Annotated in this window: 27 protein-coding genes; 21 read left to right on the top strand and 6 right to left on the bottom strand. The window is 52.2% G+C overall.

Annotation, left to right across the window (positions count from 1 at the left end; translation table 11 throughout):
• Positions 1-27 precede the first annotated feature (27 nt).
• Positions 28-663, bottom strand: coding sequence for a DNA-binding transcriptional activator BglJ (gene bglJ / locus HV346_RS03100; protein ID WP_181623681.1), 636 nt, complete (start codon positions 661-663; stop codon positions 28-30).
• Positions 660-1,397, bottom strand: coding sequence for a LuxR C-terminal-related transcriptional regulator (locus HV346_RS03095; protein WP_181623682.1), 738 nt, complete (start codon positions 1,395-1,397; stop codon positions 660-662). Before HV346_RS03095 ends, bglJ begins: the two co-directional genes overlap by 4 nt.
• A gap of 418 nt (positions 1,398-1,815) precedes the next feature.
• Here HV346_RS03095 and HV346_RS03090 point away from each other — a divergent pair, with 418 nt between their 5' ends.
• The 12 genes from HV346_RS03090 (at position 1,816) to HV346_RS03035 (ending at position 11,430) form a co-directional block, all read left to right on the top strand.
• Positions 1,816-2,592, top strand: a complete 777-nt coding sequence (locus HV346_RS03090; RefSeq protein WP_181623680.1) for a threonine/serine exporter ThrE family protein — start codon at positions 1,816-1,818, stop codon at positions 2,590-2,592.
• Entirely contained in the window at positions 2,583-3,056 is a 474-nt protein-coding gene (locus tag HV346_RS03085; RefSeq protein WP_181622139.1) for a threonine/serine exporter, read from the top strand. Before HV346_RS03090 ends, HV346_RS03085 begins: the two co-directional genes overlap by 10 nt.
• Before the next feature lie 67 nt (positions 3,057-3,123).
• On the top strand, positions 3,124-3,765 hold the full coding sequence (locus tag HV346_RS03080; protein WP_181622138.1) for a TetR family transcriptional regulator: 642 nt from the start codon (positions 3,124-3,126) through the stop codon (positions 3,763-3,765).
• Positions 3,766-3,806: 41 nt separating this feature from the next.
• Positions 3,807-4,259, top strand: coding sequence for a MarR family transcriptional regulator (locus HV346_RS03075; protein ID WP_181622137.1), 453 nt, complete (start codon positions 3,807-3,809; stop codon positions 4,257-4,259).
• A gap of 84 nt (positions 4,260-4,343) precedes the next feature.
• A complete protein-coding gene (locus tag HV346_RS03070; RefSeq protein WP_126545177.1) occupies positions 4,344-4,772 on the top strand; it encodes an organic hydroperoxide resistance protein in 429 nt (142 codons plus the stop codon).
• 125 nt (positions 4,773-4,897) lie between these two features.
• Positions 4,898-5,443, top strand: coding sequence for a primosomal protein DnaT (gene dnaT, locus HV346_RS03065; RefSeq protein ID WP_181622136.1), 546 nt, complete (start codon positions 4,898-4,900; stop codon positions 5,441-5,443).
• Positions 5,440-6,177, top strand: coding sequence for a DNA replication protein DnaC (gene dnaC / locus HV346_RS03060; RefSeq protein ID WP_181622135.1), 738 nt, complete (start codon positions 5,440-5,442; stop codon positions 6,175-6,177). The genes dnaT and dnaC overlap by 4 nt, the downstream gene beginning before the upstream one ends.
• 85 nt (positions 6,178-6,262) lie before the next feature.
• Positions 6,263-6,748 carry a DUF2501 domain-containing protein gene (locus HV346_RS03055; protein ID WP_239006534.1) on the top strand — a complete coding sequence of 162 codons (486 nt, stop codon included), beginning with the start codon at positions 6,263-6,265 and terminating at the stop codon, positions 6,746-6,748.
• 269 nt (positions 6,749-7,017) lie between these two features.
• Positions 7,018-9,309 carry a phosphatidylglycerol--membrane-oligosaccharide glycerophosphotransferase gene (gene opgB, locus HV346_RS03050; RefSeq protein ID WP_181622134.1) on the top strand — a complete coding sequence of 764 codons (2,292 nt, stop codon included), beginning with the start codon at positions 7,018-7,020 and terminating at the stop codon, positions 9,307-9,309.
• Positions 9,310-9,513: 204 nt separating this feature from the next.
• Entirely contained in the window at positions 9,514-10,059 is a 546-nt protein-coding gene (locus HV346_RS03045) for a helix-turn-helix transcriptional regulator (protein WP_181622133.1), read from the top strand.
• 154 nt (positions 10,060-10,213) lie between these two features.
• A complete protein-coding gene (locus tag HV346_RS03040) occupies positions 10,214-10,954 on the top strand; it encodes a winged helix-turn-helix domain-containing protein (RefSeq protein WP_181622132.1) in 741 nt (246 codons plus the stop codon).
• A 2-nt stretch (positions 10,955-10,956) separates the two neighbouring features.
• On the top strand, positions 10,957-11,430 hold the full coding sequence (locus HV346_RS03035) for a FidL-like protein (protein ID WP_181622131.1): 474 nt from the start codon (positions 10,957-10,959) through the stop codon (positions 11,428-11,430).
• 41 nt (positions 11,431-11,471) lie between these two features.
• Here the strand turns inward: HV346_RS03035 and HV346_RS03030 are convergent, their stop codons facing one another.
• A complete protein-coding gene (locus HV346_RS03030) occupies positions 11,472-12,494 on the bottom strand; it encodes a zinc-binding alcohol dehydrogenase family protein (RefSeq protein ID WP_181623678.1) in 1,023 nt (340 codons plus the stop codon).
• A 139-nt stretch (positions 12,495-12,633) separates the two neighbouring features.
• Here HV346_RS03030 and HV346_RS03025 point away from each other — a divergent pair, with 139 nt between their 5' ends.
• The 3 genes from HV346_RS03025 to HV346_RS03015 all read left to right on the top strand — a co-directional run bounded on the left by HV346_RS03025 (position 12,634) and on the right by HV346_RS03015 (position 15,722).
• The gene (locus tag HV346_RS03025) at positions 12,634-13,548 is read left to right on the top strand and encodes a GntR family transcriptional regulator (RefSeq protein ID WP_181622130.1); all 915 of its coding nucleotides are present in this window, start codon (positions 12,634-12,636) and stop codon (positions 13,546-13,548) included.
• A 217-nt stretch (positions 13,549-13,765) separates the two neighbouring features.
• Entirely contained in the window at positions 13,766-15,127 is a 1,362-nt protein-coding gene (locus HV346_RS03020; RefSeq protein ID WP_181622129.1) for an MFS transporter, read from the top strand.
• 67 nt (positions 15,128-15,194) lie between these two features.
• Entirely contained in the window at positions 15,195-15,722 is a 528-nt protein-coding gene (locus HV346_RS03015; RefSeq protein ID WP_181622128.1) for a GNAT family N-acetyltransferase, read from the top strand.
• 16 nt (positions 15,723-15,738) lie between these two features.
• On the opposite strand, the gene tsr is transcribed toward HV346_RS03015, so the two are convergent.
• The 3 genes from tsr to hpaR all read right to left on the bottom strand — a co-directional run bounded on the left by tsr (position 15,739) and on the right by hpaR (position 18,983).
• The gene (tsr, locus tag HV346_RS03010) at positions 15,739-17,403 is read right to left on the bottom strand and encodes a methyl-accepting chemotaxis protein (RefSeq protein ID WP_181622127.1); all 1,665 of its coding nucleotides are present in this window, start codon (positions 17,401-17,403) and stop codon (positions 15,739-15,741) included.
• Between the two features lie 117 nt (positions 17,404-17,520).
• On the bottom strand, positions 17,521-18,531 hold the full coding sequence (locus tag HV346_RS03005; protein WP_181622126.1) for an Ldh family oxidoreductase: 1,011 nt from the start codon (positions 18,529-18,531) through the stop codon (positions 17,521-17,523).
• Between the two features lie 11 nt (positions 18,532-18,542).
• The gene (hpaR, locus tag HV346_RS03000; RefSeq protein WP_181622125.1) at positions 18,543-18,983 is read right to left on the bottom strand and encodes a homoprotocatechuate degradation operon regulator HpaR; all 441 of its coding nucleotides are present in this window, start codon (positions 18,981-18,983) and stop codon (positions 18,543-18,545) included.
• Between the two features lie 270 nt (positions 18,984-19,253).
• On the opposite strand from hpaR, the gene hpaG reads away from it, so the two are divergent.
• Genes hpaG through hpaI form a run of 6 tightly spaced genes read left to right on the top strand, consistent with a single transcriptional unit; the run spans position 19,254 to position 24,848 of the window.
• On the top strand, positions 19,254-20,531 hold the full coding sequence (gene hpaG / locus HV346_RS02995; protein WP_181622124.1) for a 4-hydroxyphenylacetate degradation bifunctional isomerase/decarboxylase: 1,278 nt from the start codon (positions 19,254-19,256) through the stop codon (positions 20,529-20,531).
• Complete coding sequence (gene hpaE, locus HV346_RS02990; protein ID WP_181622123.1) at positions 20,528-21,994, top strand: 5-carboxymethyl-2-hydroxymuconate semialdehyde dehydrogenase; 1,467 nt, start codon at positions 20,528-20,530, stop codon at positions 21,992-21,994. The genes hpaG and hpaE overlap by 4 nt, the downstream gene beginning before the upstream one ends.
• A gap of 1 nt (position 21,995) precedes the next feature.
• Positions 21,996-22,847 (top strand): 3,4-dihydroxyphenylacetate 2,3-dioxygenase, encoded by an 852-nt coding sequence (hpaD, locus tag HV346_RS02985; protein ID WP_181622122.1) that lies wholly within the window; start codon positions 21,996-21,998, stop codon positions 22,845-22,847.
• A 9-nt stretch (positions 22,848-22,856) separates the two neighbouring features.
• On the top strand, positions 22,857-23,237 hold the full coding sequence (locus HV346_RS02980; protein WP_181622121.1) for a 5-carboxymethyl-2-hydroxymuconate Delta-isomerase: 381 nt from the start codon (positions 22,857-22,859) through the stop codon (positions 23,235-23,237).
• Positions 23,238-23,245: 8 nt separating this feature from the next.
• Positions 23,246-24,049: a 2-oxo-hept-4-ene-1,7-dioate hydratase gene (gene hpaH, locus HV346_RS02975; RefSeq protein WP_181622120.1), complete on the top strand. Its 804-nt coding sequence runs from the start codon at positions 23,246-23,248 to the stop codon at positions 24,047-24,049.
• Positions 24,050-24,059: 10 nt separating this feature from the next.
• Positions 24,060-24,848, top strand: a complete 789-nt coding sequence (gene hpaI / locus HV346_RS02970) for a 4-hydroxy-2-oxoheptanedioate aldolase (protein WP_181622119.1) — start codon at positions 24,060-24,062, stop codon at positions 24,846-24,848.
• The last annotated feature ends 36 nt before the right edge of the window (positions 24,849-24,884 follow it).

Here is a 24,884-nt window from a genome sequence, read left to right as displayed (position 1 = left end):
AAACAGGTCTGGCGCGCGGCAAAATTGTTAAGAGAAAGCTGGAACAGTTAACGCTACACGACGAAAATCTACCGCCGGAAGATGCGTCAGTATATCTGCCGCATCCAGCAACCCCACATCAGAATTGACACCTAGTTTTACCATCGCGTTAAACTTATGCGCGCGAATGGTCTTAATGTTACGTTCGAGTTGCTCTGCAATTTCAGGGATGGAATACCCAAACGACATGTATCGTAAAATCGCCCGTTCAGTTGGGCTCAGCATTCGATTCTGACTCACATACCAATGGTTGATCATGTTGTCATTCACTCGGCGTGTTTCGCTGAGTAACATCACCAGCCCCTCAAGCAGATGATTAAGAGACACGGATTTACTGATGATGCCATGCAGGCGAGCAGGAGAAAGGTGACTGATCAGCTTCGCCTCCATCTCATCTGCCGCCAGGACAATCCGCTGAATGTCACCGTGGGTAAAAGCAAGATCCCGCAAATATGCCAAACAATTACGACGTTCCTCACGAGCATCAGAAAGTGAGTAAATCACCGAAAAAAAAGGAGTATGGGGAAGCTGCGCGTTAAAACTGTCGAATTTATTAAACAGATGTAACTGATAATGGCTAAGTGGAGGCTGAGCAAAAAGATGCTTCAGCCCAACAGCACTCATTGCGCAATTTTCGATGACTGCAATATGTCTTGGTGTAATGGTCTTTTCCATTCCTCAAACTCTCCATAGGCTGAAATTAAACTCAGCTCTCTCATTCCCTGTGTACTGCTAATCCACGCATACATATCCGCATTACTGCGCAGTGACAATCGACGCATTGCGCTGTTTTTCTGAGCGCTAATTGTCTTATTACTCTTCTTAAGCAACGTTGCTATTTGATTTATTCCCCACCCCTTACCCAGCAAACGCAGCACCTTGCGTTCAGAATGTGTGAGCGTAATAAGTGTCTCACTCTCCTCATCGACGTCGGGGCAATCGGGGATTAATAGCGTCTGGCTAATGCGCTCAGAACGTTTACTCCCGGCGCGTATCGCGCTGACTACCCCTTCAATGGGTTCCATATCGGAAAGCAGGGTGCTCTCAGGACGCATAAGCAACTCAACGGCTATCGAATAGAGGGGGCGAGAGACTAAGAATATCCAGTGAATTTCCCTGTATTGATTCAATAACCCATAGTATTGCTCGAGGGCTCCGCGCGGGTTGATATAATCACCTGAAATATCAGCAATAATAACGCCTGCCCGACGTAACTGCAGTAAAGTCAGCTCTTGCTGTGAGCGGCAATAGGTCAGTTCATAATCTGGAAAATTGCACGCCATTACACCGCCAAGCCCAGTTTGCATAACGGGTATTTTACTGATTACAACGGCGTGCCTACCCTTCAATGGCAACATAGTTCCTCCGAGTCCATTCATCATTTACTTTTTAATAAAGTGAAAATACATCAAGGTAAAACGTTTTTCGTCCCTGAATCTCAAACTGATTAACAAAAACAGACATTGAGATAACACTTGATGAATTAAGAATTGCCCAAAACGGAATTAATATCTCACAAATGACAATCAGATTTAATTAAAACAACATTAAAAAAATGAAAATATAAAATTAGAAAAACTAAATACAAAAAATCTATATTACTCATTAAAAATATTCACACCAAAAATAATAAAACACGCTGTTTGCTCTCATCATTCGTGTAACTGTTTGCATAAATATTGATCTGACCCAGAGCACGGGGGTCTGCACTTTGTGCTAAAAGTAAACATTCAGGGCCATCAGGCAAGCTATCCTTCTTCTTTTTCAGGGCACTACATGCAGGCAGATCAGTCAACGCAACGAGCCACAACACGGCTTTGTATTCAGTGCGGGCTTTTTCTATTACAACACGGCGCGGAAAGCGCACTGGTCGAGGAGCTATCCACACGGCTAGGATTGGCGATGGGGATGGATAGCGTTGAAAGTTCCATCTCATCAAACGCCATTGTGCTCACAACGATAAAAGACGGGCAGTGTCTGACCTCTACCCGCAAAAATCACGATCGCGGCATTAATATGCATGTTGTGACAGAGGTGCAGCATATTGTCATTTTGGCTGAGCACAAGCTTCTGGATCTCAAAGAGATTGAAAAACGATTCAATCAAATCAAACCATTACGTTACCCTCGCTGGCTGGTTGTATTAATGGTTGGCCTCTCCTGTGCCTGTTTTTGTAAGCTCAATAATGGCGGCTGGGATGGGGCAGTCATCACCTTTTTTGCCAGTGCGATTGCCATGTATGTCCGCCAGTTGCTGACACACCGACAAATGCACCCACAAATTAACTTCTGCATCACCGCCTTTGTCGCTACGACAGTATCAGGTTTGCTGCTGCGCCTGCCTCTTTTCGCTGCGACACCCACAGTTGCTATGGCAGCCAGCGTGCTGTTATTGGTTCCGGGTTTTCCGTTGATTAATGCCGTTGCTGATATGTTCAAAGGACACATCAATACCGGCCTGGCTCGCTGGGCAATTGCCAGCCTGCTGACGCTCGCGACCTGCATTGGTGTCGTAATGGCAATGACGTTGTGGGGGCTACGCGGATGGGCATGATCGATTTTTTGTTGGCACTGGCACAGGACATGGCTCTGGCTGCTATACCTGCCGTGGGTTTTGCGATGGTGTTCAACGTGCCACAACGTGCGCTGCCCTGGTGTGCGCTTTTGGGGGCGATAGGCCATGGTTCACGAATGGTTATGATGACCGCAGGTTTTAACATCGAATGGTCTACGTTTATGGCTTCCATGCTGGTCGGCAGTATTGGTATTCAGTGGTCACGCTGGTATCTGGCGCACCCAAAAGTCTTTACCGTTGCTGCTGTGATCCCGATGTTCCCCGGTATTTCTGCTTATACGGCTATGATTTCGGCGGTCAAAATCAGTCACTTCGGTTACAGCGAGCCACAAATGATCTTGCTGCTCAGCAATTTCCTTAAAGCCTCCTCAATCGTCGGCGCGCTCTCCATTGGTCTGTCTATTCCCGGTTTATGGCTCTACCGCAAACGCCCGCGCGTTTGAAATTTGTGTTCTCACGCTGCCATGGTGATAATCCCTGCATTGCGTTTGGTGACGATAAGGAAAGGATGTGGCTAACTCTGGCAGTGAATCCCCTGAGCACAATGAAGCTTCCAGCCTGAAGGATAAAATTTTTCAGAGCGCCATTGCGCTCTTTGCTGAATATGGGCTGAATGGTGCACGTATGGAGCAGATTGCTGAAAAAGCAGAGACCACCAAGCGGATGGTCGTTTATCATTTCAAGACGAAAGAAAACCTTTATCTGCTGGCGCTTGAGTATGTTTACACCCAGATCCGTGCCAGTGAAAAACGTCTTAGCCTTTCCGGAATGCCTCCCGTTGAAGCGCTGGTACATCTGGTGGAAACGACCTTTGATTACCATGCCGATCACCCGGACTATATTCGCATTATCTGCATGGAAAACATGCAGCGTGGTCGCTTTATGCAGCAGTCCAGCTACCTACGTCAGGTTAACCGCAGCGCCCTTGAACTGCTGGAGGAAATCCTGCGCCGGGGAAAAGAAAAGCAGCTGTTCAACCAAACGGTAGACGCCCGCGATCTTCACCGTCTCATCAGTAGCTTCAGTTTCCACTACGTAGCCAACAGCTATACCTTTACCTTGTTGTTTGAAGAGGGTGCAGACGAACATGCCCAGCGTCAGCACTATCGCAAAATGGCCGTTCAGGTTGCCCTGCGTTATACCTGCCCATAAAATCGCTTGCAATTATATCGCGCACTACCTATATTTATCTCATGAACACACAGACGAAAGACACCACCGCCGCGCTTCTGCTGGATAACCAGCTCTGTTTTGCCCTTTACTCGGCAAACCTGGCGCTTAACAAGCTGTACCGGCAACTGCTGGCTCCGCTTAACCTGACTTACCCACAATATCTGGTGATGCTGGTACTTTGGGAGCAGGATGATATTACGGTGTCGGATATCGGTGAACGTCTGTTTCTTGATTCAGCAACATTAACGCCGCTGCTCAAACGTCTGGAAAGCGCAGGGTTGATCAGCCGCCAGCGCTCTCGTAAGGACGAACGTCAGGTCGCAGTGACACTGAGTGATGCGGGACGTGCGCTACAACAGCAAGCGAAAGGTATCCCGCACGCCGTGGGCTGTGCAGCACAATGTGATACCACGACCATGCTGGCACTCAAACAGCAACTTGAGCTTTTGCGGCATCAACTACAGCACGCGTAAGGCTATACTTTACGCGTATTTATTTACACACATATATCGCACGCTATTTAATAGCACACATAAACGTAAGATGAGGAACCTGCCATGTCTTTAGAAAAAGTTGTCTACACTGCCAAAGCCAAAGCAACCGGAGGCCGTGATGGCCGTGCAACCTCTTCCGATGGCGTACTGGATGTGAAACTGGGTGTCCCAAAAGAGATGGGCGGCATGGGTGGTGAAGTCACTAACCCTGAGCAGCTGTTTGCGGCGGGTTATTCTGCTTGCTTCCTGGGCGCAATGAAATTCGTCGCGGCACGTGACAAATTCGCCCTGCCGAAAGATGCGTTCATCGAAGGTGAAGTTGGCATTGGTCCACTGCCAACCGGTTTTGGCATTGAAGCAAAACTGAACATCCACGTTGAAGGTATGGACCCTGCTGAAGCCAAAAAACTGGTTGATGCGGCCCACATTGTTTGTCCGTACTCCAACGCAACTCGCGGCAATATCGACGTTACACTGAACATCATCGCGTAATCCTGCCACATACCCTCTTCCGTTGGGGGAGGGTATTCGTCCCGAATATCCCCCCTGCTCCCCCCTTTATCTCTGTGCTACCATAAGCCCATATCACGCCCGTAGTAACCCAGTTGAGATAGTGTATGTCTTCCAGAATTCTGACCACCAGCATCGCTGGCATTGATGCCTTTATGCGCGATCCCCGTGGCGTCCTGACCAACGCCGAAGGCGGCACAGTCGCGGTATTTGCGGACAACGCCCCTGCGTTTTACGCGGTAACGCCGGAACGTCTGGCCCAGCTTTTAGACATAGAGTCGCGTTTGTCACGTCCGGTGAGTGATGTGACTCTGGATACACAATTCTTTGAAGAGCCAGGCAGTGCTCCCGTTGCCATTCCTATGGGAAAATTTGCCATGTACGCAGGATGGCAGCCCGATGCTGATTTTCAGCGGCAGGCCGCATTATGGGGCATTGCACTCTCACAGCCGGTGACGCCAGAAGAGCTGGCTGCATTTACGGCGTACTGGCAGGCTGAAGGCAAAGTATTCCATCATATTCAATGGCAGCAGAAACTCGCGCGCAGTATCCAGATCAACCGCGCCAATAGCGGTGGCCAGGCTAAACGCGATATCAACGCTTTTTCAGAACCGGATAAACAGATCCCCCATGGATTCCGAGGTGCGAAATGAAAAACGTCGGCGACCTGATGAAACGGCTGCAAAAAATGATGCCAGCCAACGTAAAACCCGCTTTCACCACCGGTGAAGAGTTACTGGCCTGGCAAAAAGAACAGGGCGAGATCCGCGCAGCCGCCCTTGCCCGCGAAAATCGCGCCATGAAAATGCAGCGCACCTTCAACCGCTCAGGCATCCGTCCCCTGCACCAGAATTGCTCCTTTGATAATTACAAAGTCGAGTCTCAGGGGCAAATGAACGCCCTCAATCTGGCCCGTCAGTATGTGGACGAGTTTGACGGCAACATTGCCAGCTTTATTTTTAGCGGTAAACCTGGAACCGGGAAAAACCATCTCGCGGCCGCCATCTGCAATGAGCTGCTGTTGCGCGGAAAATCGGTTCTGATTATTACCGTTGCCGACATCATGTCAGCCATGAAAGACACATTCAGCAACCGTGAGACCAGCGAAGAGCAACTGCTCAACGATCTCAGCAATGTGGATTTACTGGTCATTGACGAGATTGGCGTTCAGACCGAATCACGTTATGAAAAGGTGATTATTAACCAAATTGTTGACCGTCGATCGTCGTCAAAGCGCCCGACCGGGATGCTGACCAACCACAATATCGATGAGATGACACGCTTGCTGGGTGAGCGCGTCATGGATCGCATGAAGCTCGGCAATAGTCTCTATATAATTTTTGACTGGGAAAGCTACCGTAGCCGCGTAACCGGCAAAGAGTATTAGGATATTTCCAGGAAGTGCGGGTGGCCCGGAGGTATATACTGAGCCACTTCCAGCCCGATAAGGGTCTTTGTTCGAGTAGGCTATTATGAAAAAGCATTTTCTTCTCAGCACAGCATTAGGCGCACTGCTGGTTACCGGCGTCGCACAGGCAGCTTCATGGCAGGATTCACTGGCCAGCGCAGCGAACGAACTGACCAAAGAGAGCAGCAGTTCTCAGAGCGGCGGGCTTTCAGCCTCTTCGCTTACCAGCCTGTTGGGCGGTAATACGCAAAGCCTGAGCGCGGGTACGATGAATAACGCGGCAGGTATTTTAGAGTATTGCGCGAAGCAAAAGCTGGCCTCAGTGACCGACACGCAAAACATCAAAAACCAGGTTCTGGGCAAACTGGGTCTGGATACGCAAGAGCAGAAACAGGACACCAACTATATGGATGGGATCCAGGGTCTGCTTAATGCCAAAGATGGTCAGCAGCTTAACCTGAGCACCATCGGGGACTCAGCCCTGGCGAAAAAAGTGAAAACCAAAGCCTGCGATCTGGTGTTAAAACAGGGTATGAACTTCATCTCCTGATCCGCCCCATTTTCTGTCACAACACGCCGCGTTTATTGCGTTAGTCTTGCAACGCGGCGTCAGTTGAGCGTTTTTACCCCCTGCCAGTCCCTCAGCGTCCCTCCACCGGGGTGCGACCGCCTTCAAAAAAATAAATATCTAAACCAAATCCTAACAACAGCACATTTTAGTGACACTAAAATTGCAGCTATGCGTCATCGCAATTACATTGTATTACCAAAAAACGATCGGTTAGCCAGCTAAGAAACTGGCGTCATGAGGATAGGCTGTTGTCAGAGTTGATGTCCCTAACCCTTTTCCTTGCTTCCATTGGCATTTATGCCTGGAAAGCGGGCCGTAACACCTGGTGGTTTGTCGCCACATTAGTGGTGCTCGGTATTTTTGTTGTCTTAAACATTACCTTATATGCCAGCGATTACTTTACCGGTGACGGTATTAATGATGCCGTTCTCTATACCCTGACCAACAGTCTGACCGGCGCGGGTGTGGGCAAGTACATCCTTCCTGGTGCAGGGATCGTACTGGCGTTAGTGGCTATTTTTAGCACGCTGGCCTGGGTGCTGCGCCGCCGTCGCCATCATCCACATCATGTTGGCTACAGCCTGCTGGCACTTTTTCTGGCTCTGGCCTCCGTTGATGCCAGCCCGGCGTTTCACCAGATCACCGAGCTGGTCAAATCGCAGTCACGCGACGGCGATCCGGATTTCATCGCCTACTACAAAGAACCGTCGAAACAAATTGCCCATCCAAAACTTAATCTGGTCTACATCTACGGTGAGAGTCTGGAACGAACCTACTTTGATGACGATGCCTTCCCGAATCTGACGCCAGAACTGGGCGCATTGAAAAATGAAGGACTCGACTTCAGCCACACCATGCAACTCCCCGGTACGGATTACACCATCGCCGGTATGGTGGCCTCGCAGTGCGGCATCCCATTATTTGCGCCGTTTGAAGGTAATGCCTCTGCGTCAATGTCGAGCTTCTTCCCTCAGAATATCTGCCTCGGCGATATCCTGAAAAACTCCGGTTACGAAAACTACTTTGTACAAGGGGCCAACCTGCGTTTTGCCGGTAAAGATGTGTTCCTCCGATCGCACGGTTTTGACCACCTCTTCGGTTCGGAAGAGTTAAAAACCACGGTGGAAGACCCTAACTATCGTAACGACTGGGGCTTCTACGACGACACCGTCCTGGACGAAACCTGGAAAAAGTTTGAAGCGCTGTCCCGTTCCGGTAAGCGTTTCTCCCTCTTTGCCCTGACCGTTGATACCCATCACCCTGACGGGTTTGTGTCACGTACCTGTAAACGCAAACGCTACGATATCAATGGCAAAAACAATAAATCATTCAGTGCGGTCACTTGCAGTCAGGAGCATATCGCGGCGTTAATCGAGAAAATTAAAGCCTCGCCATACTTCAAAGACACGGTGATTGTGGTCTCTTCCGACCACCTGGCGATGAAAAACAGCGCGTGGGACGCGCTGAACAAGCAGGATCGCAGCAACCTGTTCTTTGTTCTGCGTGGCGATCACCCCCAGCAGGATGTTATTGCCACCAAGCGTAACTCGATGGACAACGGCGCAACCGTGCTGGATATTCTGGGAGGCGATAACTTTATTGGCCTGGGCCGCAGTACGCTGTCAGGACAATCTCTGTCGGAAGTTTTCCTCAATATGAGGGAGAAAATCCTCGCGTGGAAGCCAGATATCATCCGCCTGTGGAACTTCCCGAAAGAGATGAAAGACTTCACGATCGACCAGAAGAAAAGCATGATTGCATTCTCGGGCAGCCACTTCCGCCTGCCACTGCTGCTGCGGGTATCGGATAACCGTGTCGAGCCGCTCCCAGAGAGTGAATACTCTGCGCCATTACGTTTCCAGCTGGCTGATTTCGCCCCGCGGGATAACTTTGTCTGGATCGACAAGTGCTACAAAATGGGCCAGCTCTGGTCTCAGCCACTCTCTCTGTCTACCGACTGGTGTGTATCTCAGGGACAACTTGGCGGGGAACAAACCGTCCAGCGTGTCGATAAAGAACTCTGGAAAAGCAAAACCGCGTTTAAAGATACCGTGATCGATACTGCCCGCTATCAGCGCAACGTCGACATGCTGAAAATCGTCGATAACGATATTCGTTACAAAGCCGACAGCTTCATCTTTAACGTGGCGGGCGCGCCGGAAGAGGTTAAACAGTTCAGCGGCATTTCCCGCCCGGAATCCTGGGGACGCTGGTCCAACGCGCAACTGGGTGATGAAGTGAAAATTGAATACGCTCATCCTCTACCAGAGAAATTTGATCTGGTCATTACCGCTAAAGCCTTTGGTCCAAACGCGAACCATCCTATTCCTGTTCGCGTCGGGAATAACGAGCAGGAGCTGGTCCTGGGAAATGATGTCACAACCACCACGCTGCATTTTGACAACCCTTCCCGCAGCAATACCGTGGTCATTGTCCCGCCAGACCCGCAATCCACCAACGAAGGGAATATCCTCGGTCACTCCCCTCGTAAATTGGGCATTGGGATGGTCGAAATTAAAATAGTGAACAGTGAAGGTTAATGTTCTTCCGCGCCCGGCATTCTGTCGGGCGCACAGTCTCAAATCAAAAATCTATAAAGCACTTATAAACAGAAATAATATTCTTTGTTTAACACAAATTCATTTATAAATACCCACAAAAAGAGCCCCCCTCTTACACTGAGCACCTCTTAAATACTGACGGCGACAGCTGGCCAGGGTTATCTGTGGAATAAACAAACGATTATGCCCCGCACCACATATGCTGATTATCAGATCATTATCCTGAGTGACAACTACTTCCTGTGGCTCGGCCTCAAAGCCATTGTTTCAGCGATGATGAACCCACGTCCGGACATTTTCTGGATCAATGAGGTTAGGCCTGAGAACATTTTGCGCATCCGCGAACAGGTGATGACAAGTGCCACGGATCTTGGCTGGCTGGTCTTTACCGAGGCGTTTCGGATCAACGATATCCAGGTATATTTGCCCAGTGAGCGGGTCAATGTCCTTGCTGCCGATTTGTCCATCGCCCAGCTCAGCAACCGCTTAAAAACAGCCGACTTCACGGATGTCGCCGAGCCGGATGCCACGCTCACCCGTTCAGAGTTACGGGTCTGCATGCTGATTGGCAAAGGATTAAGTCTGGCGCGTATCGCACAACTGTTAAAAAAATCTCCCAAAACCATCTACACCCACAAGCGAAATGCGATGAGTAAGTTCCACTGCCAAAACCTGGCACAATTTCACCGCAAAATATGCCTGCTTGAGCGGCAGTCGCTCATGCTTTGACCCGTTTACCGTTTACTTATTGATCTGAACAAAAACCAGTTTGGATCAATGTTATCGGTAACATTTTAGATAGAATGGCAGCCTTACCTGATGAACTGTGTGTTCAACACTCACCGTTTGTATTTCGTTCTCTCTGCCTGTTTTACAACTGTCTATGAAATACCTGCTCGCTGATGTCCTCGTCTATAACGACGAAGACGGTTCTCTTTCACGTGTCGATGCGCCGGATGAAGAGCTTCAGATACTCACTGGCACAGCAAATGCCATCATGCAATTGCTGGTGATTCATCACGGGAACGTTGTTGAACGAGAAGTATTTCTGAGCGAGGTCTGGGACGAACGCGGCCTGCAAGGTTCAAATAATTCGTTAAACCAGTACATCAGTATCTTACGGAAAATGCTGGTCAGCCAGTTTCCGGACACCCGATTTATTATCACCATTCCCAAAACGGGGTTCATGCTGAGTGCAGATATCCCGGTGCAGCCTCTTCGGGCAGAGAGAAAAGAGGTTATATCCGCCGAAAAACCGCGTCACGGGTATCCAGCAAGGCTATTGTGCATCGCGATGACGCTGCTTGTGATGACGCTATGCTTCTGGTCAGTGGTGATAAAGCAACAACAGGATCGTACACCGCTGTATCTGCTTACCCGTATCGGGAAGTGCCCGGTGTACACCTTTACCCCCCTGGCGGATGTGTTTCGCGGCAAGGCGATTTCACTGACTCAGGCGATACAGCACGAAGGCAACCTGCCCTGCCTGAACAACTCCGTTTTTTACCTGCACATTCAAAATACGCTCTTCTATGACCACGAAGGACGACTGGTTCTTTCACAATGCTCTCTGACAAAGAGTAAAGCCCGCGCCTGCCGCACGCTCTACTACTACAAGTGGTAAAAATGACACGCAAAAAAGTCAGGCGGGTTATCGCCTTCAATGGGGTTCTGATCGTCCTGGCACTGTTCTGGTATTTCCGCACGCCGCCACTCTCCCTCTCCTGTCAGGGCAATCTCACCTTTACGGATCAACGTACAGCTCCAACATTCAACGTCGAGGGAGGCATTTTTCTTCGCTTTCATGACGACGGAACCGGATATCTCACCCTCAACGGGGACGTCACCCGTAAGCAACAGCGATGGCAAGTGTCACGCCAGGAGATGTTTTCATGGCAACACATGCATGACTCACTCTACGAAATCACGATCCTGAAGATCGAACGTTTTGGGCACGACCAGCTTCCTGACGGCATATTTGAAAAATACATTGAAGGCTTAACCCTCGGTCAAAAACGGTTAGTGACGGTTGAACGCACACCCGATGAGGCTACGGTCATCAGTAACGCCTTTTCACCTTTGCTGGTCTGTGCAGAATAAAAAAAACAGCGCCCAACATCACTCCGGGCGCTGCATGGCAACTAGAACGTAATCACACCTTTAATCAGTTCGCGATTGTTGATCACATCTTTCTCGTAACACTCCGCCAGCGTAGTGAAAGGGTAGCGATGTGTAAGCATCATATCGGCGGTCAATTTCCCCTCGGCCATCAGGCGACCGACTTTGGCGAAATCCTCAGGTGTCGCATTGCGGCTGCCCATCATGGTGGTCTCTTTCTTGTGAAATTCCGGGTCAGAGAACTGCAAATCGCCCTTAAACAACCCCACGAAAACAATGCTGCCACCGTGACGAATCAGATTTACAGTGTTGTTCATCGCACGTGGGTTACCCGTAGCATCAATGACTTTTTGCGCCAGTGAACCACCAAACTGCGCGCGCACCTGGGTGTCGAAATCGTCAGCAGAAGGATCCACTACGGGCACGCCCAACTGGGCAGTGACATGCTCCCGACGCGCCGGACTGGTATCAGCCACCACCACCTGCGCCCCATCCGCTTTTGCAATCGCCGCCGCGCCAAGGCCAATCGGCCCCGCCCCCACCACCAGAACCTGCTCGCCAGGAATGATTGCGGCCCGGCGCACCGCATGTGCGCTAATGGCATACGGCTCAATCAACGCCGCGGCATGGGGATCAATGCCTTCAGCAAGTAACACATTATCAACAGGGACCGACAAATATTCACTGAATCCGCCGTCCTGATGGACACCAATCACCGAGATCTTCTCACAACAGTTGGTCCGCCCACTTTTGCACGCCGGACACTGCTGACAGGCAACGTAAGGAATAACGGCAACCTGCTGACCTGTTTTCATATTGGGTATATTTTTACCCAGCGCAATAATCTCCCCACATATTTCATGCCCTAATACTCGTGGATAACTGAAAAAAGGTTGATTGCCGCCCCAGGCATGAATATCCGTCCCACAAATCCCTACTGCTTTTATTTTTATCAACACGTCACGATCGCCTGGAACCGGTATTTCACGCATTTTCCAGATCAGTTTTTTAGGTTCCTCGCAAATCAGCGTATTCATTGTTGACATCATTCAGCCCTCCCGTTTTTTTGTTGCCTCAGATATCGATGAAAAATAAACGGGCAGAGAAACCAGAAACATAATTTGTGAATAGCTACTCACAAAAATGTTTTAAATCGGGTTTTAATGAACAAAAACGGAGGGAACCATGAGTCGTTCGCAAAACTTACGCCACAATGTGATTAACCAGGTCATCGACGATATGGCACGCGGTCATATTCCGTCCCCCTTACCGTCGCAAAGCGCCCTGGCGGAAATGTACAACATCAGCCGTACAACGGTGCGCCATATCCTGGGCCACCTGAGCGAATGCGGCGTACTGACGCAGGTCGGCAGCGATTATGTCATCGTTCGCAGACCCGATAATGATGACGGATTTGCCTGTACCAGCGCCTCCATGGCCGAACAAAACCGCCTTTTTGAACAGGCTTTTTTCACCATGATTAACCAGCGTCAGCTTCGACCTGGGGAGACATTCTCTGAACTGCAGCTGGCACGGTCAGCGGGTGTCAGCCCGGTTGTTGTACGCGAATATCTTTTAAAATTCGGGCGTTACAACCTCATCCAAAGTGAAAAACGCGGTCAATGGAGCATGAAGCAGTTTGATCAGGCTTATGCAGAGCAACTGTTTGAGCTACGGGAAATGCTGGAGACGCACGCTCTACAGCACTTCCTCAACTTACCCGATGATGACCCTCGCTGGCTTCAGGCAAAAACGCTTCTTGAACGTCATCGAATGCTGCGCGACAGCATCGGCAGCAGCTTTCGTATGTTTTCCCAGCTCGACCGTGATTTCCATGCGCTACTGCTTTCCGCAGCAGGAAACATCTTTTTTAATCAGTCACTTGAAATCATTTCTGTGATATTCCACTTTCACTACCAATGGGATGAGAGCGATCTCAAGCAGCGCAACATCATCGCCATTGACGAGCACATGACTATTCTCAGCGCACTGATTTGCCGCAGTGACCTGGATGCCACTCTGGCACTCTGTAACCATTTGAATTCAGCCAAACAATCGATGATTCGGTCGATCAATCAGAGTAGTGAGGGTTCTCATTAAGAACGGATTAAAAACAGCAAATTTCTATCAAGTGCACGGTTTCATCAAAATTAAAACGCCGGAAAAATATCCCTTACCTATGCTCACAAACAGTCGACTGCATTAAAAAGATTTGTGAGCGGTGGTGATTAATTTATTTCACTGCTGATTTTAAAAATCCACTCTGTGCAACAACAGCTTGCCCAGACAATAAAACTATAACATTCAGGAGTCCGGCGTGGAAAAAAACAATATTACCCTGGATCCGCGTTCTTCATTCGACGCTCCCTCACCTGCGGATATTTCAGTGCCGCCTGAGGGAATGATTCAACGCAGTAGCAGAATAAAACGAATTCAGACAACAGCCATGATTCTTTTATTCTTTGCTGCGGTAATCAATTATCTTGATCGCAGTTCTTTGTCCGTTGCGAATTTAACCATTCGTGAAGAACTGGGACTCAGCGCAACGCAAATTGGCGCACTGCTGTCCGTGTTCTCTCTGGCTTACGGTATTGCACAACTTCCCTGCGGACCGCTGTTAGATCGTAAAGGTCCACGTATTATGCTCGGGCTGGGCATGTTCTTCTGGTCACTCTTCCAGGCGCTTTCCGGCATGGTGCACAGCTTCACGCAATTCGTTCTGGTGCGTATCGGCATGGGGATTGGTGAAGCGCCAATGAACCCGTGCGGTGTGAAGGTGATCAACGACTGGTTCAACATTAAAGAGCGCGGTCGCCCGATGGGCTTCTTCAACGCCGCATCCACCATTGGGGTCGCAATCAGTCCGCCGATTCTGGCCGCCATGATGCTGGTGATGGGCTGGCGTGGCATGTTCATTACCATCGGGATTTTGGGTGTTTTTCTCGCCATTGGCTGGTACATGCTTTACCGCAACCGCGAACAGCTTGAACTGACACCCGTCGAACAGGCCTACCTCAATGCAGGCAGTATCAATGTGCGTCGCGATCCACTGAGCTTTGCCGAATGGCGTAGCCTGTTCCGCAACCGCACCATGTGGGGAATGATGCTGGGTTTCAGCGGTATCAACTACACAGCATGGCTCTATCTGGCCTGGCTACCGGGTTATCTGCAAACCTCCTATAACCTGGATTTAAAAAGCACTGGCCTGATGGCCGCGATCCCCTTCCTGTTTGGCGCAGCCGGTATGTTAGTCAACGGCTATGTCACTGACTGGCTGGTCAAAGGAGGAATGGCCCCCATCAAAAGCCGTAAAATCTGTATTATTGCCGGCATGTTCTGCTCGGCGGCGTTCACTTTCATCGTCCCAAATGCCACCACCTCGATGAGTGCTGTCCTGCTGATCGGTATGGCGCTGTTCTGTATCCATTTTGCCGGAACATCCTGTTGGGGGCTGATCCACGTTGCCGTGGCATCGCGCATGACAGCCTCTGTCGGTAGTATCCAGAACTTTGCGAGCTTTATCTGCGCCTCGTTCGCCCCGATCATCACCGGGTTCATTGTGGATACCACACACTCTTTCCGCCTGGCGCTGATTATCTGCGGCTGCGTCACCGCAATCGGCGCGCTGGCCTATATCTTCCTTGTGCGTCAACCGATCAGCGACCCACGAAAAGACTAAGCCTCACGACCGCCCCGGCAAACGTTATATTGTCGGGGCTGCTACACACCGCGCTATACTTCAGGCCATGAAAATCACCTACCGTCCTGCCACGCAGGCTGACATCACCTCCCTGCCCGCCATTGAACACTCTGCGGGCCAACGTTTTCGCGATCTCCCTGCACTCGCCTGGCTTGCTGACAGTCCCGGCATTTCTGTTGAGCAGCATCAACTCTTCGCCGAACAGGAAATGAGCTGGGTGGCGCTTGCCGATGGGCAACCCGTAGGCTTTGTTCTGGCCGACGCTCATGCCTTGTCGCTGTTTATTGTGGAGTTATCGGTTCATCTGGAATGGCAAGGAAAAGGCATTGGTCGCCAGCTACTGGCCTGTGTTGCTGAAAAGGCGCGCATGCAGAAACGCGCATCCCTCACGCTGACCACTTTCCGGGATGTGCCGTGGAATGCGCCATTTTATATGCGTCTGGGGTTTGCGATGGTGTCAGATGAAGAACTACCGGCAGAGTTACGCCAGAAAAGAGAGGAAGAAACAGCGCACGGTCTCACGTATGGATCACGCTGTGCCATGCGCCTGATGTTAACGTCACGCCCTGCCTGAACAGGGCGTTTTTACATCAGAAAGTTTCCCAGTTATCACCGGCATCGGTAGAGGCCGATTTACGCGCCATAACCGGCGCTGAAGCCGTTTTCACTGAGGTAAATTCGCGCGCACGGGCCTGTTCCTGCTGAATACGGAACACCGCAACAGCCTGAGTCAGACGGCTCGCCTGCTCTTCCAGGGCAGCCGCAGCGGCAGCGGATTCTTCCACCAGCGAGGCGTTTTGCTGAGTCACACGATCCATCTCAGCGACTGCCAGACCAACCTGGTCGATACCACGGCTTTGTTCGTCGGAAGCAGACGCAATTTCGCCCATAATATCAGTCACACGGGTTACCGCATTCACGATTTCACCCATGGTTTCACCGGCACTTTCGACCAGCGTTGAGCCAATCTCAACCCGACCGACAGAGTCTTCAATCAGGCTCTTGATTTCGCGTGCCGCCTGGGCGCTACGCTGTGCCAGGTTACGCACTTCACCGGCCACCACCGCAAACCCGCGGCCCTGCTCACCCGCACGTGCGGCTTCGACGGCAGCGTTCAGTGCGAGGATGTTGGTCTGGAAGGCAATACCATCGATCACGCTGATAATGTCGGCAATTTTCTGCGAACTGCCCGCGATGTCACGCATGGTTTGCACCACGTTATCCACCACTTTCCCCCCTTTCTGTGCGGTTTCAGATGCGCTCAACGCCAGGTTGCTCGCCTGACGGGCGTTTTCGGCGTTCTGCTTAACCGTAGCCGTCAGTTCTTCCATGCTAGCCGCGGTCTCTTCAAGCGAGGCAGCCTGCTGCTCAGTACGGGAGGAGAGATCGTTGTTACCCATGGAGATTTCGCTCGCGCCGCTGTAAATGGCGTTCGCTCCGTTACGCACGTCACCCACGGTACGCACCAGCTCACCCTGCATATGACGCAGAGAATCGGCCAGTTCGCCCATCTCGTTAGAACCTTCCACATCGATACGCTTCACCAGGTCGCCGCTGGCGATATGGCGAATACTGTCGATCAGTCGATTGAGTGGGGAAATCAGTGTCTGCTTGATGCCCAGCCAGACAACGACAATCACTACTAGCACCGCAATGAGCACGCTTATCAGCACCCAGATAGCCTGGCCATATGAGCTATTGCTGTCACTCACTGCCGTCTGGTACAGCTGGTCGTTCTGCTGCAAATAGTTCACATATTGCTTCTCAAAACCATCCTGATAGCTCTGCGTCGGCTGGTCGAAGAACGCATTAATCTTTCCTGCACCCAGCAGTTGGATCAGTTCCGCCAGTGCGCCGTGATAGATATCGTAGTTACGTTTAATTTCCAGCGCAGCGGCGTCGCTTTGACGCGGATCGCGCGGCAGAGCTTCGTAGTCAGCCCAGTTTTTTTCCGCCTGTTTCAGAGAAGCAGAGGCAATTTGCATCAAATCAGATACGGTTGCGCCGCTGCCAATATTGCTCTGATCCATCATGTAGCGGATACCCGCACGGTTCAGGGTGTTACGGGTTTGCAGCAACGCCACCCAGCTACCGTTGAGCGTAGATTGCTGCTGACGAATGGTTTGCAGGACGGTGAAATTCTCTTTGTCATGCTTCAGGGCATTGAAGAAAAGACCACCAGAGGTGAGTTGTAACAGACCAAAAATAGCTAAAACCAGCAATAAGCTGGTGACAATCTTGATTCGATTTAACATGTTTTCTCTTTCCATCAGACAGATAACAGAATTTTCGGCCTGGAAAAGGAAAACTTTACGAAAAACGTACTGGCAAGAGGGACAAAATCCCTCTTGTTATGTTGACGGTACAGATGATTAATTCGCCAAAGAAGATATATCCCTGAAAAGTGAATGGGTTATCTCTACACCGTCGCGACTGCTGCGCTGACGAGAAAGATAACGGCGCTCGCCAGGCAACCGCGCACCTTGTTGCTGCATACCCGAAAAAAGTGTCTCAGCACGCGCCAGATGAACCGCCGCGTCATTCCCTAAGAAACGGGATGGATCTAAGGCTAATATCAGTTCTCCGCCATATGGCAGCCCCCCGGCGCCGTCATCCCAGGCCAGTGATTCTGCACTGGTCATGTCACCGATCAGCGGTCCGGCCAGCAATTCAACCATTGCCGCCAGCGCTGACCCTTTGTGCCCACCAAACGTCAACATCGCCCCATCAAGGATCGCCTGCGCATCCGTTGTGGGCTGTCCGTCACCGTCAATCCCCCAGCCTTCCGGCACAGCTTTTCCTGCACGCTGATGGAGCTGAATTTCACCGCGCGCCGCAGCACTGGTGGCCATATCGAAAATAAACGGCGGCGCATCCCCACGCGGCCAGCCAAACGCAATCGGGTTTGTGCCAAACAGGGGTTGTGTTCCGCCTGCAGGGGCAACCCAGGCGTGGCTGGGAGTGGTGGCCAGCGCCACGAGCCCGGCCTCCGTTAATGGCTCAACGTCGGCAAACAGCGCAGAAAAGTGTACGCAGCGGTTAATCGCCAGTGCGGCAATCCCGCAACCGCGCGCCTTTTCAATCAATCGCGGTAAGGCTCTTTCAAACGCCAGCAGCGAAAATGCGCCACCCGCGTCAGCCTTAACGATGGCAGGAGCAGTATCGGTGATAACCGGCTCAGCATCGGGTGAAACCTTACCTTTGCGTAACGTCTCGACAATCCCCAGCAGCCGCCACAGCCCATGAGAAGCGCAGCCATCACGCTCCCCATGGGTAACGTTTTGTGCAATCACAGCGGCATGTTTTTCATTAAAGCCATTCTCGCACAACACCTTATGCGCCAGCGCGTAGGCCTCTTCCAGTGACAGCGTTACTGTTTCCATTGCACTCTCCATTATTGACCTCCCCGCTCAGCAATATGGCGGTTTCCCAGCGCAATAAACTCTTCCAGCAGCGCCGTTAACTGTTTCATTTTCTCCGGCGTATATTCCGCCTCAATCTGTTGATAAGCCTCTTCCACCTGCGCCTGCGCATGCTGATACAGCGCATTGCCCTCCTGGGTCAGCGACACATACAGCTTGCGCTGGTCATTCACTGGTTTTAAGCGTAACACCAGCCCGTCACGCTCCATGCGCGTCAGAATGCCCGTCAGGCTTGGGCGCAAAATACAGGTGCGAAATGCCAGATCGTGAAAATCCATCGATGGGCTTTCCGCCAGCACACGCACAATGCGCCACTGCTGTTCCGTCAGGTTATGCCGCTTCACAATCGGCCGGAAGTAAGACATTGCCGCCTCCCTGGCCTGCAACAGCGCGATGGTTAATGAGTCATGCATAACCTCTCCCCAATAGTCATTAACAAGTAAACAATTCATAAAAGATGTTTTTATAAACAACACATTTTCAGCAAAAAAGTCTAACAGAAACCAATGAATTTCATTAACAACATGATTTATTTGATAATCAAAAACAAAATGTAAGTTTATTGTTATTCATATCACAAATTTTTCACTTCTGATTGCCAAATAAACAGCAAAAGCATAAAACCAGATCATTAACATATTAATGAAATCACAGCCCGGACTTCCGGCCTGAGGAGTATGTGAATGAAAGGTACTGTTTTTGCCGTCGCGCTAAACCATCAAAGCCAGCGTGAAGCCTGGAGTGAGGCGTTTAAAAAAGCCCCCTACAACACACCACCGAAAACAGCGGTATGGTTTATCAAACCGCACAATACCGTGATCTGCGCAGGTGAACCGATCCCGCTCCCCCAGGGGGAAACGGTGCTAAGCGGCGCAACGGTTGCGCTGGTCGTGGGTAAAACAGCCAGCAAAGTCCGCGTGGATGAGGCGGCGGAATACATTGCCGGATATGCGCTCGCCAACGAAGTGAGCCTGCCGGAAGAGAGCTTTTATCGCCCGGCGATTAAAGCCAAATGCCGCGACGGATTTTGCCCACTGGGAGCACTCTCCACCGTCGATAACATCGATGCCCTGACCATCATCACCGAAATCAACGGCCGCGAAGCGGATCACTGGAACACCCGTGATTTACAGCGCAGTGCCGCAGAGCTGTTAAGCGCGCTGAGTGAGTTCGCCACGCTAAACCCCGGCGATGCGATCCTGATTGGTACACCGCATACCCGCGTAGCGCTTCGCCCCGGCGATCGCGTGCGTATTCTGGCAAAAGGCTTCCCAACGCTTGAAAACCCGGTGGTTGACGAGCGTGAGGTCTCTACTGCGCAAGGCCCACATCCCCACGCCACGCTGTTTGCCCTCGGACTGAACTACGCCGATCACGCCAGCGAGCTGGACTTTAAGCCGCCTACCGAACCGCTGGTATTTATCAAAGCGCCGAACACCTTTAACGGCGACAACCAGGCGTCAGTACGCCCGCACAATGTGGAATACATGCACTACGAGGCGGAACTGGTGGTGGTCATCGGCAAAACGGCGCGCAAGGTCAGTGAAGCTGAAGCAATGGATTATGTCGCGGGTTACACGGTGTGTAACGACTACGCCATCCGCGACTATCTGGAAAACTACTACCGCCCAAACCTGCGGGTAAAAAGCCGTGACGGGTTAACCCCCATCAGCCCAAACGTTGTGGCGAAAGAGACCATCCCCGATCCACACAATTTAGCCCTGCGCACCTGGGTTAACGGTGAACTGCGCCAGGAAGGAACCACCGCAGATTTGATCTTCAGCATCCCGTTCCTGATTGCTTACCTGAGCGAATTTATGACCCTGCAACCAGGCGACATGATTGCCACCGGCACGCCAAAAGGCCTTTCTGACGTCAAGCCTGGCGATGAAGTGATCGTGGAAGTGGAAGGTGTGGGACGTCTGGTCAATCGAATTGTCAGTGAGGAAAGCGTGAAATGAAAAAGATAAACCATTGGATCAACGGTAAAAACATCGCGGGAAGCGACTACTTCCCGACCACGAATCCCGCAACTGGCGACGTATTAGCGGAAGTGGCCTCCGGCAGCGAAAGCGATGTGAACCAGGCCGTTGCCGCGGCAAAAGAGGCCTTCCCGAAATGGGCCAACCTGCCAATGAAAGAGCGCGCTCGCCTGATGCGTCGCCTGGGCGAGTTGATCGACGAAAACGTGCCAGACATCGCGGCAATGGAAACCGCCGACACCGGTCTGCCGATCCACCAGACCAAAAACGTTCTGATCCCGCGTGCCTCACACAACTTCGAATTCTTCGCCGAGGTATGCCAGCAGATGAACGGCAAGACCTACCCGGTTGACGACAAAATGCTGAACTACACGCTGGTGCAGCCCGTCGGCGTTTGTGCGTTAGTGTCTCCGTGGAACGTTCCGTTCATGACTGCGACCTGGAAAGTCGCGCCGTGTCTGGCGCTCGGAAATACTGCAGTACTGAAAATGTCTGAACTGTCGCCGCTGACGGCCGACCGTCTGGGCGAGCTGGCGCTGGAAGCCGGGATCCCGGCGGGTGTACTGAACGTCGTGCAGGGTTACGGTGCAACCGCAGGTGACGCGCTGGTACGCCATCACGATGTCCGGGCGGTCTCCTTTACCGGCGGTACGGCAACTGGTCGCAACATCATGAAGAACGCCGGCCTGAAAAAGTACTCAATGGAGCTTGGGGGGAAATCTCCGGTGCTGATTTTTGAAGATGCGGACATCGAACGCGCGCTGGACGCTGCCCTGTTCACCATCTTCTCCATCAACGGCGAGCGATGCACCGCCGGTTCCCGCATTTTCATTCAGAAAAGTATCTATCCGGAGTTCGTGAAACGCTTCGCCGAGCGTGCTAACCGTCTGCGCGTGGGCGATCCAGCCGATCCGACGACTCAGGTGGGCGCACTGATTAGCCATCAGCACTGGGAGAAAGTCTCCGGTTATATCCGTCTGGGGATTGAAGAGGGAGCAACCCTGCTGGCGGGCGGCCCGGATAAGCCGACCGATCTGCCTGCACACCTTCGCAGCGGCAATTTCCTGCGCCCCACCGTACTGGCCGATGTCGATAACCGTATGCGCGTGGCGCAGGAAGAGATCTTCGGCCCCGTCGCCTGTCTGCTGCCATTTAAAGACGAGGCGGAAGGCCTGCGCCTGGCAAACGACATTGAATACGGTCTGGCGTCTTACATCTGGACACAGGACATCAGCAAGGTCTTGCGTCTGGCGCGGGGTATCGAAGCGGGCATGGTGTTCGTAAACACCCAGAACGTCCGCGATCTTCGTCAGCCGTTTGGTGGCGTGAAAGCCTCTGGTACGGGCCGTGAAGGTGGGGAATACAGCGTTGAGGTCTTCGCCGAGATGAAAAACGTCTGCATCTCCATGGGCGACCATCCAATTCCAAAATGGGGAGTCTGAAATGGGCACATTAGCCTTAGCCGCAAAAATCACCCACGTTCCGTCAATGTATCTCTCTGAGCTACCGGGGAAAAACCATGGCTGTCGTCAGTCGGCTATCGACGGGCACAAAGAGATCAGCAAGCGCTGCCGGGAGCTCGGCGTCGATACAATCATCGTGTTCGACACCCACTGGCTGGTGAACAGCGCCTACCACATCAACTGTGCGGACCATTTCTCCGGCCTCTACACCAGTAACGAGCTGCCCCACTTTATTCGCGATATGACCTACGACTACGACGGCAATCCGGAACTCGGCCAACTCATCGCCGACGAAGCAGTGAAGCTTGGCGTGCGAGCTAAAGCGCACAACATCCCAAGCCTGAAACTGGAATACGGCACGCTCGTGCCGATGCGCTACATGAACAGTGACAAGACATTCAGGGTGATCTCCATCTCCGCGTTTTGCACCGTTCACGACTTTGCCGACAGCCGCAAGCTGGGTGAGGCCATCGTCAGCGCGATTGAAAAATATGACGGTACGGTTGCCGTACTTGCCAGTGGTTCACTGTCACACCGCTTTATTGACGACCAGCGCGCGGAAGAAGGGATGAACAGCTATACCCGCGAGTTTGATCGTCAGATGGACGAGCGCGTGGTGAAACTGTGGCGCGAAGGCCAGTTTAAAGCGTTCTGCAATATGCTGCCGGAATACGCCGACTACTGCTACGGCGAGGGCAATATGCACGACACCGTCATGTTGCTCGGCATGCTTGGCTGGGACAAGTACGACGGCAAGGTGGAGTTCCTGACGGAGCTGTTCGCCAGCTCCGGTACAGGCCAGGTTAACGCTGTTTTTCCGCTCCCTGCCTAAGGACGCATCATGCCGCATTTTATCGCTGAATGTACGGACAACATCCGCGAGCAGGCCGATTTACCGGGTCTTTTCGCCAAAGTGAACGAGGCGCTGGCCGCCACCGGTGTTTTCCCTCTGGGAGGTATTCGCAGCCGCGCACACTGGCTGGATACCTGGCAGATGGCTGACGGCAAGCACGACTACGCGTTTGTACATATGACGCTGAAAATCGGTGCGGGTCGCAGTCTGGAGAGCCGGGAAGCCGTTGGTGAAATGCTGTTCGGGCTTATCAAAACGCATTTTGCCGAACTGATGGCAAGCCGCTATCTGGCGCTGTCGTTCGAGCTTGATGAGCTGCACCCGACGCTCAATTACAAACAAAACAATGTGCACGCGTTATTTCGCTGAGGTTTTCTATGCTCGACAAACATACCCATACCCTGATTGCCCGCCGTCTGCATCAGGCTGAGCAGTCCCGGGAACAGATCCGCCAGATCTCACTCGATTACCCAACGATCACCCTCGACGATGCTTACGCCGTACAACGCGAATGGGTAAGCCTGAAAATCGCCGAAGGCCGCGTGCTGAAAGGCCACAAAATCGGCCTCACGTCGAAAGCGATGCAAGCCAGTTCACAGATCAGTGAACCCGATTACGGAGCGTTGCTCGACGACATGTTTTTCCACGACGGCAGCGATATTCCGACTGAGCGCTTTATCGTCCCACGCATCGAAGTAGAACTGGCGTTTGTGCTGGCGAAACCGCTGCGCGGCCCGAACTGCACCCTGTTTGATGTCTACAACGCGACGGATTATGTGATCCCGGCACTGGAGCTGATTGATGCCCGTTGCCACAACATCGATCCTGAAACCCAGCGTCCACGCAAAGTGTTCGACACCATTTCGGACAACGCGGCTAACGCGGGGGTGATCCTCGGCGGTCGTCCCATTAAACCTGACGCCCTGGATCTGCGCTGGATCTCCGCCCTGCTCTATCGCAATGGCGTGATTGAGGAGACTGGCGTCGCGGCTGGCGTATTGAATCATCCGGCCAATGGCGTGGCCTGGCTGGCCAACAAACTGGCCCCGTATGATGTCCAACTCGAACCCGGCCAAATCATCCTTGGCGGATCATTTACCCGACCGGTTGCCGCCAGCAAAGGCGATACCTTCCATGTCGACTACGGCAACATGGGCTCGATTAGCTGCCGCTTTGTGTAAGGAGATCCACATGCAAAATAGCTTCAAAGAGGCGCTGAAAGCCGGCCGCCCGCAAATCGGTTTGTGGCTGGGGCTGACCAGCAGTTACAGCGCCGAACTGCTGGCTGGTGCAGGCTTTGACTGGCTTCTGATCGACGGGGAACACGCGCCTAATAACGTGCAAACTGTGTTGACCCAGTTACAGGCCATTGCGCCGTATGCCAGTCAGCCGGTCGTGCGTCCGTCATGGAACGACCCGGTGCAGATCAAACAACTGCTGGACGTTGGCGCACAAACACTACTGATTCCGATGGTACAAAACGCCGACGAAGCGCGTCTGGCGGTTAGCGCGACACGTTATCCTCCCGCAGGCATTCGCGGCGTGGGCAGCGCACTGGCACGCGCCTCACGCTGGAACCGCATACCGGATTATCTGCATCAGGCCAACGATGCCATGTGTGTTCTGGTGCAAATCGAAACCCGTGAAGCGCTGAAAAATCTGCCGCAGATCCTGGATATCGATGGGGTAGACGGCGTGTTTATCGGCCCTGCGGATCTCAGTGCCGATATGGGCTTTGCAGGAGATCCGCAGCACCCCTACGTTCAGGCCGCCATCGAACAGGCCATTGCGCAGATCCGCGCGGCGGGCAAAGCGCCCGGCATCCTGATGGCGAACGAGGTGCTGGCAAAACGTTACCTTGAACTCGGCGCGCTGTTTGTCGCCGTTGGGGTCGATACCACCCTGCTGGCCCGCGCAGCAGAAGCGCTGGCGGAACGCTTTGGCGCAGGACAAAAAGCGCCAGATTCAGGCGTGTATTAACGCTGCTACCCACAACACACCCGCTGCATCCTACAA

It is taken from the genome of Enterobacter sp. RHBSTW-00994 (genome assembly GCF_013782625.1).
GTDB lineage: Bacteria > Pseudomonadota > Gammaproteobacteria > Enterobacterales > Enterobacteriaceae > Enterobacter.
This window is presented reverse-complemented; position numbering and strand designations above follow the sequence as displayed.